We start from the raw sequence: 17,551 nt of genomic DNA, 5'->3' as shown, positions 1-17,551 counted from the left end.
CGGGACGCAAAGGGGCCCATTTCATCCACAGATCCCCCGTTCCCACGGGTGGTGCGTGGATTCTGGGCCTCTGGCGGCTAGACTCAGGCGTTGGGTCGTGAACTGAATCAGTCACGACCTTCGTCTATGTCCCGCACCCCCTCGGGGGAGCCAGCAGAAGAGGTTTGCGTGAGCGACGCCCGAGTCCCCGAGCAGCCCAATGGTGTCGAGTACGACGCCTCCGCCATCCGAGTCCTCGAGGGTCTTGAGGCCGTGCGCAAGCGGCCCGGCATGTACATCGGCTCCACCGGCGAGCGCGGTCTGCACCACCTCATCTGGGAGATCGTGGACAACGCGGTCGACGAGGCGATGGCCGGCTACTGCGACCGGATCGTGGTCACGCTGCAGGAGGACGGCAGCGTCCGAGTCGAGGACAACGGTCGCGGCATCCCCACCGACACCGCCCCCGGCGCCGACATGCCGGCCGTGACGATGGCGCTGACGCTGCTGCACGCGGGTGGCAAGTTCGGTGGCGGCGGCTACAAGGTCTCCGGCGGTCTGCACGGTGTCGGCGTCTCGGTGGTCAACGCGCTGTCGAGGCTGCTGATCGTCGAGGTGCGCAACCGTGGCCACCTGTGGCGCCAGAGCTTCGTGCACGGAGTGCCCCGGGCCGAGCTGGAGCAGGTCCGCCCGATGGAGCCCGGTGAGCGCACCGGCACCACGGTGACGTGGTGGGCCTCCGAGGACACCTTCGAGACCACGACCTACAACCTCGAGACCATCACCAACCGCTTCCGCGAGATGGCCTTCCTCAACAAGGGCCTCGAGATCGTCGTACGCGACGAGCGCGCGCACGCCGACGACATCGCCGACGCGGTGGAGGACGGCACGATCGACGCCTCCGTCGACCGGGCCACCTCGGATGCGATCAAGAAGACCGACGCGGGCCTCGAGCGGGTCTTCAAGTACGACCGCGGCCTCGTCGACTACGTCGAGCACCTCAACCGCCGCAAGGACAAGGCCAACCCGACGATCATCTCCTTCGAGGCCGAGAGCCCGGAGTCGACCGGCGCGCACATGAGCCTCGAGGTCGCGATGCAGTGGAACACCTCCTACACCGAGTCGGTCCACACCTTCGCCAACGCGATCAACACCCACGAGGGCGGCACCCACGAGGAGGGCTTCCGCTCGGCGCTCACCTCCCCGGTCAACCACTGGGGCGAGGAGTGGGGCCAGATCAAGAAGAAGGAGGACCGCGTCTCCGGCGACGACATCCGCGAGGGTCTCACCGCCATCATCTCGATCAAGATGGAGGAGCCGCAGTTCGAGGGCCAGACGAAGACCAAGCTCGGCAACACCGAGGCCAAGGGCTTCACCCAGCGCATCGTCAACGACCAGCTGGGCGCCCTGGTTCGAGCAGAACCCCGCCGAGGGCAAGGACATCGTCCGCAAGTCCCGAAGCCGCGGCGACCGCACGCATCGCCGCCCGCAAGGCGCGCGAGCTGGCGCGTGGCCGCAAGGGCCTGCTCGGCGGCGGTGGCCTGCCCGGCAAGCTCAGCGACTGCCAGTCGACCAACCCGGCCGAGTGCGAGGTCTTCATCGTCGAGGGTGACTCGGCCGGCGGCTCCGCCCGTCAGGGCCGCGACCCGCGCGTGCAGGCGATCCTCCCGATCCGCGGCAAGATCCTCAACGTCGAGAAGGCCCGCATCGACAAGGTGCTCGCCAACACCGAGGTCCAGTCGATCATCTCCGCACTGGGCACCGGCATCCACGAGGAGTTCAACTCCGACAAGCTGCGCTACCACAAGATCGTGCTGATGGCCGATGCCGATGTCGACGGCCACCACATCAACACGCTGCTGCTGACGCTGCTGTTCCGGTTCATGAAGCCGCTGATCGAGCACGGCTACGTCTACATGGCCCAGCCCCCGCTCTACCGCCTGCGCTGGAACAAGCCGGCCGAGCACGAGTTCGTCTACTCCGACGCCGAGCGCGACGCGTTGATGCGCGACGGCCTCGAGCAGGGCAAGAAGCTGCCCAAGGAGAACCCGGTCCAGCGCTACAAGGGTCTGGGCGAGATGAACGCCGACGAGCTCTGGGAGACCACGATGGACCCGGCCCACCGGATCCTGCTGCAGGTCACGCTGGAGGACGCCGCCCGGGCCGACGAGATCTTCTCGATCCTGATGGGCGAGGACGTCGAGCAGCGCCGCTCCTTCATCCAGAGAAATGCCAAGGACGTTCGATTCCTCGATATCTAGGTTTCTAAACAACTTCCTAGATTCTCCTAGATTCGACGAGAGAGACACACGGACACATGACTGAAGGCACCAGCAACCTCCTCGGTGACGGCGACGGGATCGACCACGGTCCCGGCGGGCGGATCGAGCCCATCGACCTGCAGGTCTCGATGCAGCGCAGCTACATCGACTACGCCATGGCGGTCATCGTCGGTCGCGCCCTGCCCGATGTGCGCGACGGCCTCAAGCCCGTGCACCGGCGCATCCTCTACGCGATGTACGACGGTGGCTACCGCCCCGACCGCGGCTTCTCCAAGTGCTCGCGCGTCGTCGGTGACGTCATGGGTCAGTACCACCCCCACGGCGACACGGCCATCTACGACACCATGGTCCGCCTCGCGCAGCCGTGGGTCATGCGGGCTCCGCTGATCAACGGCCGGGGCAACTTCGGTTCGCCGGGCAACGACTCCGCCGCCGCCATGCGTTACACCGAGTGCCGGATGGCGCCGCTGGCCATGGACATGGTCCGCGAGATCGACGAAGACACCGTCAACTTCCAGCCCAACTACGACGGCCGCTCCCGGGAGCCGACCATCCTGCCCGCACGGTTCCCCAACCTGCTGGTCAACGGTTCGGCCGGCATCGCGGTCGGTATGGCGACCAACATCCCGCCGCACAACCTGCGCGAGGTCTCCGAGGGAGCGATCTGGGCGCTCGAGCACCCCGACGCGACTCGCGAGGAGCTGCAGGACGCCCTGATCGAGCGGATCAAGGGGCCGGACTTCCCGATGGGCTCGCTCATCGTCGGTCGCCGGGGGCATCGAGCAGGCCTACCGCACCGGTCGCGGCTCGATCACGCAGCGCGCGGTCGTCGAGATCGACGAGGACGCCAAGGGCCGCACCTGCTCGGTCATCTCCGAGCTGCCCTACATGGTCAACCCGGACAACCTCGCGCTGAAGATCGCCGAGCTCGCCGACTCCGGTCGCATCCGGGGCATCGCCGACGTGCGTGACGACACCAGCTCGCGCACCGGCCAGCGGCTCGTGATCGTGCTCAAGCGGGACGCGGTCGCACGCGTCGTGCTCAACAACCTCTTCAAGCACACCGAGCTGCAGACCAACTTCTCGGCCAACATGCTCGCGCTGGTCGACTACGTCCCGCGCACCCTGACGATCGACCAGTTCATCAGCAACTGGGTCGCGCACCGAGTCGAGGTCATCCAGCGCCGGACCCGCTACCGCCTCGCCGAGGCCGAGAAGCGCGCACATCTACCGCGGTCTCGCGAAGGCGCTCGACGCGCTCGACGAGGTCATCGCGCTGATCCGCCGCTCCCCCGACGTCGACGAGGCCCGCACCGGGCTGATCGGGCTGCTCGACATCGACGAGATCCGGGCCAACGCCATCCTCGAGATGCAGCTGCGCTGGCTGGCCGCCCTCGAGCGCCAGAAGATCATGGACGAGCTCGCCAAGATCGAGCTCGAGATTGCCGACCTCGAGGACATCCTCGCCAACGAGCCGCGCCAGCGTCAGATCATCATCGAGGAGCTCTCCGAGATCGTCGCGAAGTACGGCACCGACCGCCGCTCGCAGATCATCGCGGCCGACGGCGACCTGTCGATGGAGGACCTGATCCCCGACGAGGAGCTCGTCGTCTCCATCACGCGCGGCGGCTACGCCAAGCGCACCCTCGCCAGCCAGTACCGCACCCAGAAGCGCGGCGGCAAGGGCGTGCGCGGCGCGACACTCGCGGCGACGACGTGGTCGAGCACTTCATCTCGACCACCAACCACCACTGGCTGCTGTTCTTCACCACGGCCGGTCGGGTCTACCGCACGAAGGCCTACAACCTGCCCGAGGCCGCGCGCGACGCGAAGGGCGGCCACGTGGCCGGCCTGCTGTCGTTCCAGCCCGACGAGGACATCGCCCGAGTGCTCGCGATCCGCGACTACGAGCAGGCCCCCTACCTCGTGCTCGCGACCCCGCAACGGCCCGGTCAAGAAGACCCGCCTCGGTGACTACAACAGCCCGCGCCGGGCCGGCGTCATCGCGATCAACTTCCGTGAGGACGACGACGCCCTGATCGGCGCCGAGCTGGTCAACGGCGACGACGACATCCTGCTGGTCTCGCGTCGCGGCCGAGCGATCCGCTTCAAGGCCGACGACGGTCAGCTGCGCCCGATGGGCCGCGCCACCTCCGGTGTCACCGGCATGAAGTTCAAGGGTGACGACTCGGTGCTGTCGATGTCGAGTGATCCGGGCCGCCCGAGTCGCGGCCGAGGAAGCGGCCGCCGACGCGAAGGACGCCGACGAGGTGAACGAGGTGAAGGAGCAGTACGTCTTCACCATGACCGACGGTGGCTTTGCCAAGCGCTCGCGGATCACCGAATACCGCACCACCGGTCGCGGTGGGCTCGGCATCAAGGCGATGACCCTGACCAACGAGGACCGCGGTGGCCTCGTCGGCGCGTTCATCGTCGAGGAGGGCGACGAGATCCTCTCGATCACCCAGGGCCGGCCGGGTCGTGCGCAGCCCGATCAACGAGCACTTCCGTGCCACCGGCCGCTCGACCCGGGGCGTGAAGTTCGTCAGCCCGAAGTCCGGCGACGCCGTCGCTGTGGTCGCTCGTTCGGTCGAGGCTCGCGACGAGGAGGAGGCCGAGCAGGCCGCCGTCGAAGGCGTCGAGGCACCCGAGGCCCCGGCGGCCACCGAGGTTGTCGAATCGCCGGATGTGGTCGACGGTGCAACAATCGAGAGTCCCGACGTTGACGCTGAGGAGTGATCATGTCTGACACCGACGCGCGCACACCGCTCACCGAGCGCATCCAGAGCGACCCTGTCCAACGCCGCGACGGAGCACCGTGCCAACGCCGTCGCCGGGACGAGCAAGCAGGGGCGCCGTACGGCGAAGCCTGCCGGCAAGTCGCCGCGCTGCGCGCGCCTGCGGCTGACCCGGATCGACCCGTGGAGCGTCATGAAGACGTCGTTCCTGCTGTCGGTCGCCTTCGGTGTCGTGACGTTCGTGGCGGTCTTCATGGTGTGGTCGGTGCTCGGCGCGGCCGGCGTGTGGGACTCCATCAACGCCACCGTCGCCAGCGTGGTGGAGGGCGACTCCAACAGCTCCGACTTCGACGTCACCAACTACCTCGGCATGGGCCGCGTCCCGGGCTTCACGCTGCTCGTCAGCATCATCGACGTGATCTTGTTGACGGCGATCGCGACCCTCACCGCGTTCCTCTACAACATGGCTGCGGCCCTGCTCGGTGGCATCGAAGTGACGCTGGCCGAGGACGAGCGCTGACGTTTTGTTGCCCCGCTCAGGCGTGCGGTAATGTTCCCCCTCGGTCGCCCTCGGGCGACCACGTCGCGCAAGCGGCACCGGGCCTATAGCTCAGACGGTTAGAGCGCTTCCCTGATAAGGAAGAGGTCAGAGGTTCAAGTCCTCTTAGGCCCACCACCCCCTGCACCCCGCCCCCTTCTAAGGTGTCTGCCATGAAGAAGCTCATCCTCGTCCTGCTGGCCGCAGCCGGCGCCGCCTTCGCGCAGAAGAAGATCAACGCGGGCAAGACCGAGCAGGCGCTGTGGGCCGAGGCGACGGACACCGTCCACAAGTCCTGACGCACCGGGCGGGCGACCGTCCCGGGGGCCTTGGCGCAATTGGTAGCGCACCTCGTTTGCAACGAGGGGGTTAGGGGTTCGAGTCCCCTAGGCTCCACCGAATCGTCATCCCACGGCGCCCACCGGACTGGCGGGCGCCGCTTCGTCGGACGTTGAGCGGGACGTCCGACGGTCTGGTCGTCCGGGAAGCCGCCTCGTCGGACGTTGTGAGGATCAGAGGGCGGCGTAGGCCACGGCGACCTCGGCGCCCGGGCGCGCGTTGTTGTTCACCAGCGCGATGTTGGCCTTCAGGCTCGCGCCGCCGGTGATCTCGACGATCCGGCCGAGCAGGAACGGGGTGGCTTCCTTGCCGTGCACGCTGGCCGCGTCCATGTCCTTGATCGCCCGGGCGATGACGGAGTCCATCTCGGACGCGGGGATCTCGTCGTCGGCGCGGATGGGGTTGACCACGGAGACGCCGCCGGCGATCCCGAGGTCCCACTTCGCCTGCATGAACGCGGCCACCTCGGTCGGGCTGTCCACGCGCATCGGCGACCGGTGACCGCTCGACCGCGAGAAGAACGCGGGGAACTCGTCGGTGCCGTAGGCCAGCACCGGCACGTGCAGCGTCTCCAGCGTCTCCAGCGTCAGGGCGATGTCGAGGATCGACTTCACGCCGGCCGAGACGACGGCGACGTCGGTCAGCGACAGCTCGGTCAGGTCGGCGGAGATGTCGAAGGACTCCGGGGCACCGCGGTGTACGCCGCCGAGCCCGCCGGTGACGAAGACGCTGATGCCCGCCAGCGCGGCCAGCCGCATGGTCGCGGCACGGTGGTGGCACCGTGGGTGCCGCGGGAGATGACGTAGGGCAGGTCGCGGACGCTGACCTTGGCGACATCGGGACTGGTCGCGAGCAGCTCGAGGGCGTCGGCGTCGAGGCCGATCTTCGGCACCCCGCCGAGGACCGCGATCGTCGCGGGGACGGCGCCGCCCTCGCGGATGATGCGCTCGACCTCGGTCGCCATCTCGACGTTCTGCGGGTAGGGCATGCCGTGGCTGATGATCGTGCTCTCGAGGGCCACCACGGGCGCGCCGTCGGCCGGGGCCCGGGCGACCTCGTCGGTGAGCTGGAGGGAGGGGTGCGGGGTGGTCATGAGAGTGCCTTCTTGATCAGTTGAGGGGTGAGGTCGGGGCGGACGGTGTGGGGGCTGGCGATCGTGAGTGCCGCGGCCGCGTGCCCGAAGCGGGCGGCCTGTTCGGGGGTGCCGCCGTCGAGGAGGACGTGGCAGAAGGCGGCGAGCATCGCGTCGCCGGCGCCGGTGACGTCCTCGACGGTGGTGGGTACGGCGGGGATCTCGACCACTCCGTCGCCACTGCTGAGGAGCGAGCCGCGATCACCGAGCCGGATCCACACGAGCTCGATGCCGCGACGGTGCAGGGCACCCGCCGCCGTACGCACCTGCTTGTCCGTGCGAGTCGGCAGGTCGGTGAGCGCCGCGAGCTCGTCGCGGTTGGGCGTGACGGCGTGGACCCGGCCGTCGAGAGCGTCCTTGAGGCCCGCGGCCTTGGGCACGCTCACCGGCTCGAAGATCGTGCGGACGCCACCGGACAGGTCGAGCGCGTGCTCGAGCGCCTCGCGGCCGAGGTTGCCGTCGATGACCACGACGCCGGCGCTCGCGATCACGTCGCGCGCGGACTGGAGCTGCTCGGGGCCGAGCTCGGCGGTGGCCTCCATGTCGGCGATCGCGACGATCAGCTCGCCGTCGGCGTCGAGGACGGCGGTGTAGGTGCCGGTGGGACGGTCCCGTGCGGGCGACGTGCTCGATCCGCACCCCGGCCGCCGCGGTGTGGCTCAGGAGGTTCTCCCCCAGCGGGTCGCGGCCGACGACACTGACGAGGTGCACGCGGTTGCCGAGGCGGCCGAGGTTCTCCGCAATGTTGCGCGCCACCCCGCCCGGCGCCATCGAGCCGTGGCCGGGGTTGCTGGTGCGGCTGGTCGCGCGGGCGTGGCTGCGCGCCTTGAGGTCCATGTTGGCGCCGCCGATCACGACTGCCCCGGGGCTCTCGGCCAGCACGTAGCCGCGACCGAGGATCGCGCCCTTCTTGCCCAGGGTTGGACAGGTGCACGTTGATCGAGGCGCGGGTGGTGCCGAGGGCCGAGGCGAGTGCCTCCCGAACCCATCAGGGGGTCACGGCGCAGCAGGTCGAGGATCTGTTGTTCGCGGTCGGTCAGCACCTAATGAGAGTAAAGGGTGCTTAGTGCGATAAGCAAGCCTTGCTCATGTAACCGGCGTTTACAAGTACTGAACGGCCCACCCAACGGCCGTTCAGTTGAGGTAAACGCCGGTTACATGGAGATGGACCGGCCCCTCAGCGACGGCGGAAGAGCGACGCGGGGTTCAGGGGCGCGAGCGCGATCCGCCAGCCGGGGGCCCGGGAGGCGAGGCGTCGGCGCTGCTCGTCGATGCGGTCCCAGTAGGGCCCGGCCGGGACCGGCTCGGTCGGCGTGAACACCGCGACGTCCGCCTCGCGGGCGAGCCTCGGCGAGATGCCCGGGGCGCGCGCCCGGGCGGGCCGCGTGCTCGCCGGGGGGGGTACGGCGATGCCGAGATCTCGCGCCGTGTCGAGAAGCTCCTCCCAGCCGCCGAGATAGGCGGTCGAGGCAAGCGCGGCGGAGCGCCGGCGCCGGCGGCGTACGCCCTTGGCGACCGGGATCGCCGCGAACGACGCGGGGATCAGCAGGAAGAGCGGCCACCGCGGCAGTGGCTCGTCCGCCTCGTCCTGCTGCGGCTGCTCCTCGAGCTCGCGCTGCTCGTCGGGTTGTTCCTGCTCCGATGGCCGCGGCTCGTCCTGCCGCTCGGGGGGCAGCCGGACCGGCGTCAGCCTCACGTCGTCGCGCTTCGGTGCGCGGTGCCCCATGAACTCGGAGGTCTCCAGCACCCGCCGGGACCCGTCGGCCACCCGGATCTCGACCCACGCGTCGAGGTGCTTGCCCTTGATGACGCCGTTCTTGGCCAGCTCGGTGCCGATCGCGACGCGAGCCGGGACGCCGAGCCGGTTGGCGAGGAGCGCCATCGTGGCGGCGTACTGCTCGTCGTTGCCGACCATCGCCGGAGCGTTGACGAACCCTTCGTCGAGGCGGATCGAGTCCCGGCCGGCCTCGAACTCGCGCTCCCAGCCGAAGGCGCCGTCGCTGTAGCGCCCGCGCAGGCGCAGGCGCTCGGCGATCTTGAAGACGGCCTGCATGTCGGTCTTCGCGCCCAGCGACCGGGCCCGGGCCGGGATGTCGAGGAAGGCCGCGGCGTCCCGGAGCTCGGTGTCCGGGGTGGGCCACGGCTTGTTCTTCTCGCTCAACCGGTCGGCGACGGGGATGGCCGAGATGACGTAGTCCTCGCGGACGTCGAGCCCACCGGGCAGCAGCGCGGTGTCGGTGGCGCGGTTGTAGCGCAGGTCGGGCAGCCGGTCGCTGGCGTAGTCGTCGTAGAACTCGAACGCCTGCATCGCCCCGATCGTCGGCACCCACGGCAGGTCCCACCGGTTGCGGATGAAGAACGTGAAGAGCTTCTCCTCGCCGGGCGCCGGGTTGTCGATGCGCGACGAGACCCGCAGGTAGCGGTCGGAGAAGTCGGTCGCGCTGGTGTCGTTGGCGGCATACCAGCGGGTGCCGTCGTAGCGGTCGAGCACCGCCACCCGCACGCGCTCGCCGCCCGCGGCGCCGCGGACGCGGGAAGAGCTTGGTGTCTGCCGGGTTGTTGTAGACGCCCGGGCCCCGGTCGCGGAAGCGGCGGAAGGCCGACAGGGGCGTCTCGACGTACGCCGAGTCGTAGGGCGTCACCGCCTCGCGGAGCACGAGGCGGCGGTCGGGGGCGATCGAGTCGATGAAGGGGAGCGTCGCCGCCGCGACCACGCCGACGACCAGCAGGGCCGAGACCACGCGACCGACGGGCACCACGCCCGGGCTCGGGTCGGCCTTGCGCCCGGCCTCGATCCGCATGCCGCGGTGACCGATCCGGGCCAGCGCCACGCCACCGAACGCCACGCCCCGGGCGACCACGGAGAAGGCCTGCGCGAAGCCGAGGAACAGCACCAGCACCAGCATCACGAACAGCGGCAGCACGGGCAGCGCGGCGCGCCTGCTGCGCAGCGCCAGCGCGGTCGCCGTACAACACAGGAAATAGGTGAGCGCGTAGGGGATCAGGAGCACCGCACCCGCACTGTCGACCGGCGGCGCGGTCTCCACCAGCGTGCGCCACGAGGTGGCGGTGCCGGACAGGATCCGGTTGAGCACCTCGGCGTCGGGGATGCCCGGGAACAGCCCGGCCGCCCCCAGCGCGAAGCCCCCGGCCGTGAGGAGGTAGGGCACGACCATGGACTCCGGGACGATGTCCATCCCGAGCCGCACGGTGATGACCAGCAGCGCCCAGCCCATCCCGATCGCCGTGCCCACGCCCGCCACGACCAGCCAGCGGTAGCCGGCGAACGTCGGCCAGAAGCCGCTGATCGCGATCGCGGTCAGCACCACGATCGCGACGAGGTCGATCCCCGCGTAGCGCGGCAGCGGCCGTGCACGGAGCTCATGCGCGTACTCGCTTCGCTCCGTGCGCGCATGAGGCACCGGACACACTGTGTTGGATGATCTCGCTCGCTTCGCTCGTTCATGACGCCGCCATCACGCCGGGGAGCTCGGCCAGCGAACCCACCGCGATCAGCTCGTGGCCGTGCTGGCGCAGCACGATCGGCGGCTCGCCGGGCGCGGCCCGCAGCACCACGCACCGGGTCTCGGCGGGCACCATCAGCATCGCCGCGGCGACGTCGTCGAGCTCGGCCCCGGCCGCTCCGGTGACCACGAACAGCAGGCTCGTCTCCGGCGCGAGCAGGATCGCGCGGTGGATCTCGGCGGGCAGCGGCTCGGCGTCGGTCTCGCGCTGCACCCGGCAGGTGGCGTCGAGCACCGCACCGGCGGGCAGCGAGGTGACCTGCTCGCGGCCACTGAGCAGGCTGACGTCGTACTCCTCGCGCGCGGCGCACATGACCAGCGACGCGGCGACGGAGACGCCGAGCTCGTACTCCTCGTCGGTGAGATAGGCGTCCGGCGTCGGGTCGAGGACGACGGTCGCGTGGTTGCCCGGTGTCGTGGTACTGCCGCACCAGCAGCTCGCCCGCCCGCGCCGATGAGCGCCAGTGCACGTGGCGCAGGTCGTCGCCGGGGACGTACTCCCGCAACGCGTGGAACGCCGAGTCGCTCATCGAGACGCGGTCGCTCGGCACGCCCTCGAGGTCGCGCACCTGCCCGGAGCCGAGGGTCGAGAGCAACGCCATCCGTGGCCGGACGTAGAGCTCGACGGGCTCGCACCAGCGCACGGTCTTGCGCAGCAACCCCAACGGATCGGTGCGTACGGCGATCGCCGGACCGACGTCGTGCACGCCGCGCGACAGGTCGTCGACGACCACGTCATGACCAGCGCGCACGCCGGGCGTCAGGGTGGGCATCCGCAACCACGAGTCGCGATCACCGACCGGGAGGTTCACCAGCGGCTGCCACAGCGAGAGCTGTCCGTCGTTGACCGCCGACAGGGTGATGTCGACCCGGTCGCCGGCCATCGCGCGGGGCGGACGCAGGGACACGGCGGCGCGCACGCGCATCGGGATCAGCAGCCACGGAATCGCCAGCAGCACCGCCAACGCACACATCAGCGCGACGAGGCGCAGCTCGACGATCTCGGTGGAGGCCGAGACCGACCACGCCGTCAGGGCGAGCGCGATCACCGCACGACCGGTCGCGGTCGGCACACGGAGGAGAGAGCGAACCCCTCGCGCCAGCCGGGTCAACACGGTCAGTCGCGCGCGGTCGGGGGCTCGACGGAGCCCGGGAGCCGCTCGATCACGTCGTCGACCGAGACGCCGCTGAACTGCGCCTGCGGGTCGAGCAGCAGCCGGTGGCACAGCACCGGGGAGGCCGGGGGTCGTGATGTCCGAGGGCAGCACGGTGGTGCGGCCGTCGGCGGCCGCCCGAGTCTTGGCGACCCGGACCGGGGGCCGGGCAGCCACGGGCGGACAGGCCCATCTTGACGTGCTGGAGCTCTCGGCTCGCCTCGGCGAGCTGGCGGACGTAGCGCACGACCGCGCGGTCGACGTACACCTCACCGGCAAGACGCGTGAGGTCGGTGACGACCTGCCGGCTGGCGACGGGCGTGACCAGCGAGGCGCGGTCGCGCACGGCCGAGCCGAGGAGGAGCTCCTCCGTGGCGTCGGCGTCGGGGTAGCCGACGGAGGTCTTCATCAGGAAGCGGTCGAGCTGCGCCTCGGGCAGGCGGTAGGTGCCGGCCTGCTCGATGGGGTTCTGGGTGGCGATCACCATGAAGGGGTGCGGCACGTCGTGGGTGATGCCGTCGACGGTGACGTGTCCCTCCTCCATCACCTCGAGCAGCGCGGCCTGCGTCTTGGGCGAGGCGCGGTTGATCTCGTCGGCGAGCACGATGTCGTGGAAGATCGGGCCCCGGTGGAAGTCGAAGGTGCCCTTGTGCTGGTCGTAGACCGTGACGCCGGTGACGTCGGTCGGCAGCAGGTCGGGGGTGAACTGGATCCGCGCGTGCGTGCCCTCGATCGTGTTGGACAGGGCGCGGGCCAGCATGGTCTTGCCGGTCCCGGGCAGGTCCTCGAGGAGCAGGTGGCCTTCGGAGAGCAGGCAGGTCAGCGCGAGCCGGACGACGTGGTCCTTGCCGAGCACGGCGAGGCCGATGTTGTCGGCCATGGAGGAGAAGGCGGACGCGAACCGGGTCGCCTGTTCGGCGGTGAGGGAACCGGTGGTTGCCGTGTCCGAACCGGGTGCGGTGCCAGTCGTGGCAGTCATGTGTCTCTTGGCCCTCTCGCGCGCGATCGCCAGTGCGATCTCGATCGAGTCGAAGGGTACGCGGGGTCACGTCGTGCGTACGCCGAGTGGCAGACTCGCCGCGTGAATTTCCCGCGCTCGTTGCCGGTCCCGGGTGCTGTCGCGCTCGCGGTCCTTGCGGGGTGCGGCGATCCCGAGCTGCGGGCGCAGGAGCTGCCTCCCGAGCCGGCGGTCACGCTGTCGCCGTACGACCCGAGGGACGACGTCGCCGCCGGACAGTCGGCGCTGACGCTGGTCCCCGCCGACGCGACCGTGGTGACCATCACCGACTTCGACGAGTCCCGCGCGACGCTGGGCGTGCCCGACCTGACGAGCGACGACCTGATGAGCGACCGCACGGGCTACTGGGAGCGCGCGCGCCGCGAGAGCGTGCTGCTCACCGAGGGGATGCTGCTCGCGGAGAACTCGCGGCTGATGCTCGACTACGGCTTCACCCGGGACGACGTCGACTGGGAGGCGCACTTCACCACCCCGTCCGGTCCCGGTTGGATCCTCGGCTTCCGGCCGGACCTCGACCTCGCGCCGGTGGAGCGGGCAGTGCAGGACGGTGTCGCCGGGCTCTCCGGCGCGGTCGTCGACCCCGAGCGGCACCTCGTCTCGGTCGGTATGGCGACGAAGGATGAGGAGTCGTGGGGCACGATCGAGGGCGTCGCCGACCCGGCCAGTGACACTCCCGCCGAGTCGACGTACTACCGCGTCGGGTGCGTGCCGCTGGGCACCGCGCTCGGGCCGGACGCCGACATCGAGGACCGGGGAGGCCGTGGTGAGCAAGCACGACCCGAGCGCCCTCGACCCGCTGGATGTGTTCTCGGTGAGCTTCGCCGACGGCGTGGCCACCGCCCGGCTCGGCCCCGGTCGTTCCGACCTGTTCGCCCGGTCCGACTCCGGCTGCCGCCTTTCCGACCGTGGGCTCGATCGGCTTCACCGACGCGTTCGCGAAGCCCGTGGTCGACCCGTCGACCGGGCGCATCGGCTACGACGTGGCCGCGCCCGTCGCCGCCGCGACCGCGACCCTGACCGACCTGCTGCCGTTCGCGGTCTGCAACGAGGTCACGCCGATGGAAGAGCCCACCGGCCTGTGAAGCGTCTGCTTGCTCCCACCGCGCTCGCTCTCGTCCCGGTGTCGATCGCGGGTGCCCTCGGCTGGTGGCAGCTGCAGGCTCCGGCAGGACCGCCGCGAGGCGGAAGCCCGGGACCTGACGCAGCTGGCTCCGGAGCCGCTGACCGACGTGATGGGGCCGGACGACCCGTTCCCCGGCGCGGACGTCGGGCGACCGGTGACGATCCGGGGCTCGTGGTTGAGCGACGGCGCGTTCTACGTCTCCGGTCGCGAGCACGCCGGTCGCGACGGGCTCTGGCTGGTCGTGCCGCTCGCGGTGGGCTCTGCGACGGACTCCGCGATCCCGGTCGTGGTCGGGTGGACGACCGCTCCCCGACGGCTCACTCGTGCCGACCGGGGCGGGCGACGTGACCGGATGGCTGCAGCCACCGGAGGGCAACGGCTCCGTCGACGACGACCCCGACGACGACGTCGTCCCCCAGCTCCGCACCGCCGACGCGATCCAGCGCGTCGACAACGACCTCTACAGCGCCTACCTCGTGAGCACCTCGGGTTCGGGCGGGCTCGAGCCGGCCACCCTCGACTCGTTGCCCGAGGTCGGCACGTTCACCGCACTGCGCAACCTGCTCTATGCCTTCGAGTGGTGGTTCTTCGGCGCGTTCGCGGCGTTCGTCTGGTGGCGCTGGGTCCGCGACGAGCAGGCCGTCAGGTCCGCCACGGACGCGTCGGTAGATTGAGGCGCGTGCGCAACCTCTTCCTCACCTACCGCGCTGGCCTTCGTCGTCGGCGTCCTCCTCCCCGGCCCTCGCGGTCGGGATGGTCCTGAAGTACACCCTGACCGAGGGCACCGACGTGCAGACCTTCGGCGACAGCCTCACCGGCGTCGTCGCGCTGATCCACGGCTGGGTCTACATCGTCTACGTCGTGGTCGCCTTCCTGCTCTCGCGCCGGGCGGGCTGGTCGCTGCAATACCTCGTGCTGATGCTGCTGGCCGGGCTGATCCCGGTGCTGATCTTCTGGGTCGAGCACAACGTGGCGTCCCGGCTGCGCGCCGAGCACGCAGAGCTGCGGTAGGGCCTTGACCACGGCGTTCGTCCTCGGCGGTGGCGGCGTGCTCGGCGCCGTCGAGGTGGGCATGCTCCGCGCCCTCTTCGAGCGCGACATCGTCCCCGACATCGTGCTCGGCACCAGCGTCGGGGCCCTCAACGGCGCCCCGGTCGCCCGCGACCCGTCGCTCGACGTGATCGACCGGCTGACCGACCTGTGGGCGGCGACCGCCTGAGCACGCGCCACGGACGGCAGCGAGCTCTTCCGCGAGCGGCCGCTTCGCACCGTACGCCGCGTGGTGGCCACCGGCGGCACGCACGTCTTCTCCGTGAATCCCCTGCGCGAGCGCCCGGTCGACGAGTTCGGCGACCTCACGTTCGAGGACCTACCGGTCACCTTCGGCGTCTGCGCGGCCAGCATCGAGCGCGCCGCCGAGCACTGGTTCATGAGCGGCCCGCTGGTGCCCGCCATCCTCGCCAGTGCCGCCGTCCCCGGACTGCTGCCACCGGCGGTCGCCACGACGCAGTACGGCGAGGAGCACTTCCTCGACGGCGGCATCGTCAACTCCATTCCGGTCGGCCGTGCGGTCGGGCTCGGGGCGACCCGGATCTTCGTGCTGCAGGTCGGCCGCATCGACCGGCCACTGGCGCCGCCGCGGCGGCCGTGGGAGGTTGCCCGGGTGAGCTTCGAGGTCGCCCGCCGGCACCGGTTCCAGCGCGAGCTGGCCGAGGTCCCCGACGGGGTCGTCGCGCACGTGCTGCCGGCCGCCGGGACCTCGAGCAAGGACGACAGCATGCTCGCCTTCCGCGACTTCGACTCCGTGCAACGCCGGATCGATGCGACGTACGACGCCTCGACGGCGTATCTGGACGAGCACCTCGCATGACACGGGCGCTGCGGCGGCTGCTGATCGCTCCTGCGGTCGTGCTGCTGACCGCGGCGCTCTGGGTCAGCCTGCCGCTGTGGCTCATCGTCGCGGCGGCCATGGCGCCGATCGTGCCCGGCCGGTGGCGGGCGCTGCGGCTGCTGTGGGTGCTGATCCTCTACCTCACGGCCGAGTCGTTGCTGCTCCTCGTGCTGCTCGGCCTGTGGTTGGCCTCCGGCTTCGGGTGGCGGATCCGTTCGCCGTACTTCGCGGGCATCCACTACGACCTCGGTGCAGTGGGTGCTGGTCGGCTTCTTCCGCGAGGCCCGGCGCGTGCTGGCGCTGAGGATCCGCACCGACGGCCCGGCGCCGGTGGCGCACCCGACTCGACCGATCCTGGTGTGCTGCCGGCACGCGGGGCCGGGCGACTCGTTCACGCTGATGTATGCGCTGCTGCACTGGTACAACCGCGAGCCGCGCGTCGTGCTCAAGGACACCTCGGCGTGGGACCCGGCGATCGACGTGCTGCTCAACCGGATCCCGGCGTCCTTCATCTCGCCGAACCCCGGACCGGGCGAGGAGTTCGAGACCAAGATCGCCCGACTGGCCTCAGGGCTCGACGCGAACGACGCGTTCGTGATCTTCCCGGAGGGCGGCACTTCACCCCCGAACGGCGTGACCGCGCGATCGCACGGCTGCGCAAGCTCGGGCTGGAGAAGATGGCCGAGCGGGCCGAGCGGATGACCAACGTGCTCGCGCCCCGGCCCGGTGGCTTCCTCGGCGGCCCTCGACGCCGCGCCCGAGGCCGACGTCGTGCTGGTCGCGCACACCGGGCTCGACCACATGCTCACCGTCGCCGACGTCTGGCGCGAGCTGCCGATGGACAAGGAGCTCATCATGCGCTGGTGGGAGGTGCCGCGCGCCGACATCCCCGCCGATCGCGACGAGCGGATCGACTGGCTCTTCGGCTGGTGGGAGCACATCGACGCGTGGATCGACCACCACAAGCCGAAGGAGCTGCACAGGTCCTGACGGTGGGGAAGTCCCCTGACAGGTGAGGGAGTCCCCGGATATCCGGGGACTCCCTCACCTGTCAGGTGTTGCAACACCTGACACGTGACGGACTTCCCTGACAGGTGATCGCTGGAGATTGCCTAGTGCTTGTTCTCCGGCACGTCGTCGACGTCGATGATCTCTGCCGGGGCGTCGGGCGTGGTGACGTCGTGCGGGGCCTCGGCGGCGTCGCTGATGGCCTCGCCGGGGTCGCTGCCGGCCGGGTCGTCGACCGAGTCCTCAGACGTCTCCGTCGGCAGCGGCTGGATGGGCGCTCCGGCGGAGGCGGGGGCTGCGGGTGATGCCGGCGCGGCCGGGGCTGCTGCCGGGGGCGGGGCCGGCGCCGGCGGGGGCGTCGGGACGTAGGACGACTGCCAGTTGCTGCTGCCCGCCGACTGCTGGCGCAGCTTGCTGAACACGGCGCCGCCGATGGCGAGCAGGCCGCCGAGGAGAAGCACCTTCTTCAGCTTCGAGCCCTTGGGCTCCGGCTCGTGGCGGAGCTCGGCCATCTTCGCGGCGGCGAACTCACGCGACGTCGCGGCCCGCTCGGCGGCGGCCGCGGCCCCGGCCGAGGCCTTCTCGGACGCGATCGCCCGGCCCTCGGCCAGCAGCGGTGCGGCCTTCTCGCGGGCGTCGGAGATCGCGGGTCCGGCCTTGTCACGGGCGGACTCCAGCGCTGCCTCGAGCTGGGGGATGACGGTTTCGGCGACCGACTCGACGTAGTCCTGAGCCCGGTCGATGAGCGACTTCTGCTTGCGGATCCGCATGCGTGTCCTCCTAGAGATTGGTGTCTCCATCTCACCATGCACCCCAAGGGGCGAC

Annotated in this window: 13 protein-coding genes, 2 tRNA genes and 6 pseudogenes; 14 read left to right on the top strand and 7 right to left on the bottom strand. The window is 70.4% G+C overall.

What is annotated here, in order from left to right; genetic code table 11:
* Positions 1-126 precede the first annotated feature (126 nt).
* The 6 genes and pseudogenes from gyrB to LP418_RS11385 all read left to right on the top strand — a co-directional run bounded on the left by gyrB (position 127) and on the right by LP418_RS11385 (position 5,933).
* Positions 127-2,240, top strand: a pseudogene (gene gyrB / locus LP418_RS11410) (DNA topoisomerase (ATP-hydrolyzing) subunit B).
* A gap of 56 nt (positions 2,241-2,296) precedes the next feature.
* Positions 2,297-5,000: pseudogene (gene gyrA / locus LP418_RS33180) on the top strand (DNA gyrase subunit A).
* A gap of 192 nt (positions 5,001-5,192) precedes the next feature.
* Positions 5,193-5,519 carry a DUF3566 domain-containing protein gene (locus LP418_RS11400; protein WP_257956352.1) on the top strand — a complete coding sequence of 109 codons (327 nt, stop codon included), beginning with the start codon at positions 5,193-5,195 and terminating at the stop codon, positions 5,517-5,519.
* A gap of 79 nt (positions 5,520-5,598) precedes the next feature.
* A tRNA-Ile gene (locus LP418_RS11395) sits at positions 5,599-5,675 on the top strand.
* Between the two features lie 35 nt (positions 5,676-5,710).
* A complete protein-coding gene (locus tag LP418_RS11390) occupies positions 5,711-5,836 on the top strand; it encodes a DLW-39 family protein (protein WP_257956351.1) in 126 nt (41 codons plus the stop codon).
* A 24-nt stretch (positions 5,837-5,860) separates the two neighbouring features.
* Positions 5,861-5,933, top strand: a tRNA-Ala gene (locus LP418_RS11385).
* A gap of 116 nt (positions 5,934-6,049) precedes the next feature.
* On the opposite strand, the pseudogene LP418_RS11380 reads toward LP418_RS11385, so the two are convergent.
* From LP418_RS11380 to LP418_RS11365, 4 genes and pseudogenes are all read right to left on the bottom strand, one after another.
* Positions 6,050-6,969: pseudogene (locus LP418_RS11380) on the bottom strand (pseudouridine-5'-phosphate glycosidase).
* Entirely contained in the window at positions 6,966-7,559 is a 594-nt protein-coding gene (locus LP418_RS11375) for a PfkB family carbohydrate kinase (RefSeq protein ID WP_257957001.1), read from the bottom strand. Before LP418_RS11375 ends, LP418_RS11380 begins: the two are co-directional and overlap by 4 nt.
* Before the next feature lie 121 nt (positions 7,560-7,680).
* Positions 7,681-7,845: pseudogene (locus tag LP418_RS11370) on the bottom strand (PfkB family carbohydrate kinase); the annotation flags it as partial.
* 340 nt (positions 7,846-8,185) lie between these two features.
* Positions 8,186-9,505 (bottom strand): transglutaminase-like domain-containing protein, encoded by a 1,320-nt coding sequence (locus LP418_RS11365; RefSeq protein WP_257956350.1) that lies wholly within the window; start codon positions 9,503-9,505, stop codon positions 8,186-8,188.
* Positions 9,506-9,693: 188 nt separating this feature from the next.
* Between LP418_RS11365 and LP418_RS11360 the strand changes: the two genes are divergently transcribed.
* Positions 9,694-9,819, top strand: coding sequence for a hypothetical protein (locus tag LP418_RS11360; RefSeq protein ID WP_257956349.1), 126 nt, complete (start codon positions 9,694-9,696; stop codon positions 9,817-9,819).
* Positions 9,820-10,327: 508 nt separating this feature from the next.
* Here LP418_RS11360 and LP418_RS11355 read toward each other — a convergent pair.
* Both LP418_RS11355 and LP418_RS11350 read right to left on the bottom strand, forming a co-directional pair.
* Positions 10,328-11,800, bottom strand: a complete 1,473-nt coding sequence (locus LP418_RS11355) for a DUF58 domain-containing protein (protein WP_257956348.1) — start codon at positions 11,798-11,800, stop codon at positions 10,328-10,330.
* Complete coding sequence (locus LP418_RS11350; RefSeq protein WP_257956347.1) at positions 11,697-12,665, bottom strand: AAA family ATPase; 969 nt, start codon at positions 12,663-12,665, stop codon at positions 11,697-11,699. The genes LP418_RS11355 and LP418_RS11350 overlap by 104 nt, the downstream gene beginning before the upstream one ends.
* Positions 12,666-12,767: 102 nt before the next feature.
* On the opposite strand from LP418_RS11350, the gene LP418_RS11345 reads away from it, so the two are divergent.
* The 7 genes and pseudogenes from LP418_RS11345 to LP418_RS33165 all read left to right on the top strand — a co-directional run bounded on the left by LP418_RS11345 (position 12,768) and on the right by LP418_RS33165 (position 16,708).
* Positions 12,768-13,721: a hypothetical protein gene (locus LP418_RS11345; protein ID WP_257956346.1), complete on the top strand. Its 954-nt coding sequence runs from the start codon at positions 12,768-12,770 to the stop codon at positions 13,719-13,721.
* Between the two features lie 116 nt (positions 13,722-13,837).
* A pseudogene (locus LP418_RS33175) lies at positions 13,838-14,146 on the top strand (SURF1 family cytochrome oxidase biogenesis protein); the annotation flags it as partial.
* A gap of 25 nt (positions 14,147-14,171) precedes the next feature.
* Positions 14,172-14,501: a hypothetical protein gene (locus LP418_RS11340; protein WP_257956345.1), complete on the top strand. Its 330-nt coding sequence runs from the start codon at positions 14,172-14,174 to the stop codon at positions 14,499-14,501.
* Between the two features lie 79 nt (positions 14,502-14,580).
* Positions 14,581-14,838: a DUF3817 domain-containing protein gene (locus LP418_RS11335; protein WP_257956344.1), complete on the top strand. Its 258-nt coding sequence runs from the start codon at positions 14,581-14,583 to the stop codon at positions 14,836-14,838.
* Between the two features lie 61 nt (positions 14,839-14,899).
* Positions 14,900-15,697: pseudogene (locus LP418_RS11325) on the top strand (patatin-like phospholipase family protein).
* 420 nt (positions 15,698-16,117) lie between these two features.
* Positions 16,118-16,420: a hypothetical protein gene (locus tag LP418_RS33170; RefSeq protein ID WP_442940257.1), complete on the top strand. Its 303-nt coding sequence runs from the start codon at positions 16,118-16,120 to the stop codon at positions 16,418-16,420.
* A gap of 24 nt (positions 16,421-16,444) precedes the next feature.
* Positions 16,445-16,708: a hypothetical protein gene (locus LP418_RS33165; protein ID WP_442940166.1), complete on the top strand. Its 264-nt coding sequence runs from the start codon at positions 16,445-16,447 to the stop codon at positions 16,706-16,708.
* A gap of 122 nt (positions 16,709-16,830) precedes the next feature.
* Here LP418_RS33165 and LP418_RS11315 read toward each other — a convergent pair whose 3' ends face one another.
* Positions 16,831-17,496, bottom strand: coding sequence for a hypothetical protein (locus tag LP418_RS11315; protein ID WP_257956340.1), 666 nt, complete (start codon positions 17,494-17,496; stop codon positions 16,831-16,833).
* Positions 17,497-17,551 lie beyond the last annotated feature (55 nt).

The sequence above is a fragment of the Nocardioides sp. B-3 genome (genome assembly GCF_024703895.1).
Lineage (GTDB): Bacteria > Actinomycetota > Actinomycetes > Propionibacteriales > Nocardioidaceae > Nocardioides.
The sequence above is the reverse complement of the archived record's forward strand: the minus strand, read 5'-3'. Positions and strand labels throughout refer to the sequence as shown.

Coding starts and splice junctions, on each gene's coding strand:
- LP418_RS11400 (WP_257956352.1), top strand. CDS start 5,193: ATGAAGACGTCGTTCCTGCTGTCGGTCGCCTTCGGTGTCGTGACGTTC.
- LP418_RS11390 (WP_257956351.1), top strand. CDS start 5,711: ATGAAGAAGCTCATCCTCGTCCTGCTGGCCGCAGCCGGCGCCGCCTTC.
- LP418_RS11315 (WP_257956340.1), bottom strand. CDS start 17,496: ATGCGGATCCGCAAGCAGAAGTCGCTCATCGACCGGGCTCAGGACTAC.
- LP418_RS11335 (WP_257956344.1), top strand. CDS start 14,581: ATGGTCCTGAAGTACACCCTGACCGAGGGCACCGACGTGCAGACCTTC.
- LP418_RS11350 (WP_257956347.1), bottom strand. CDS start 12,665: ATGACTGCCACGACTGGCACCGCACCCGGTTCGGACACGGCAACCACC.
- LP418_RS33170 (WP_442940257.1), top strand. CDS start 16,118: ATGTATGCGCTGCTGCACTGGTACAACCGCGAGCCGCGCGTCGTGCTC.
- LP418_RS11360 (WP_257956349.1), top strand. CDS start 9,694: ATGAAGGGGAGCGTCGCCGCCGCGACCACGCCGACGACCAGCAGGGCC.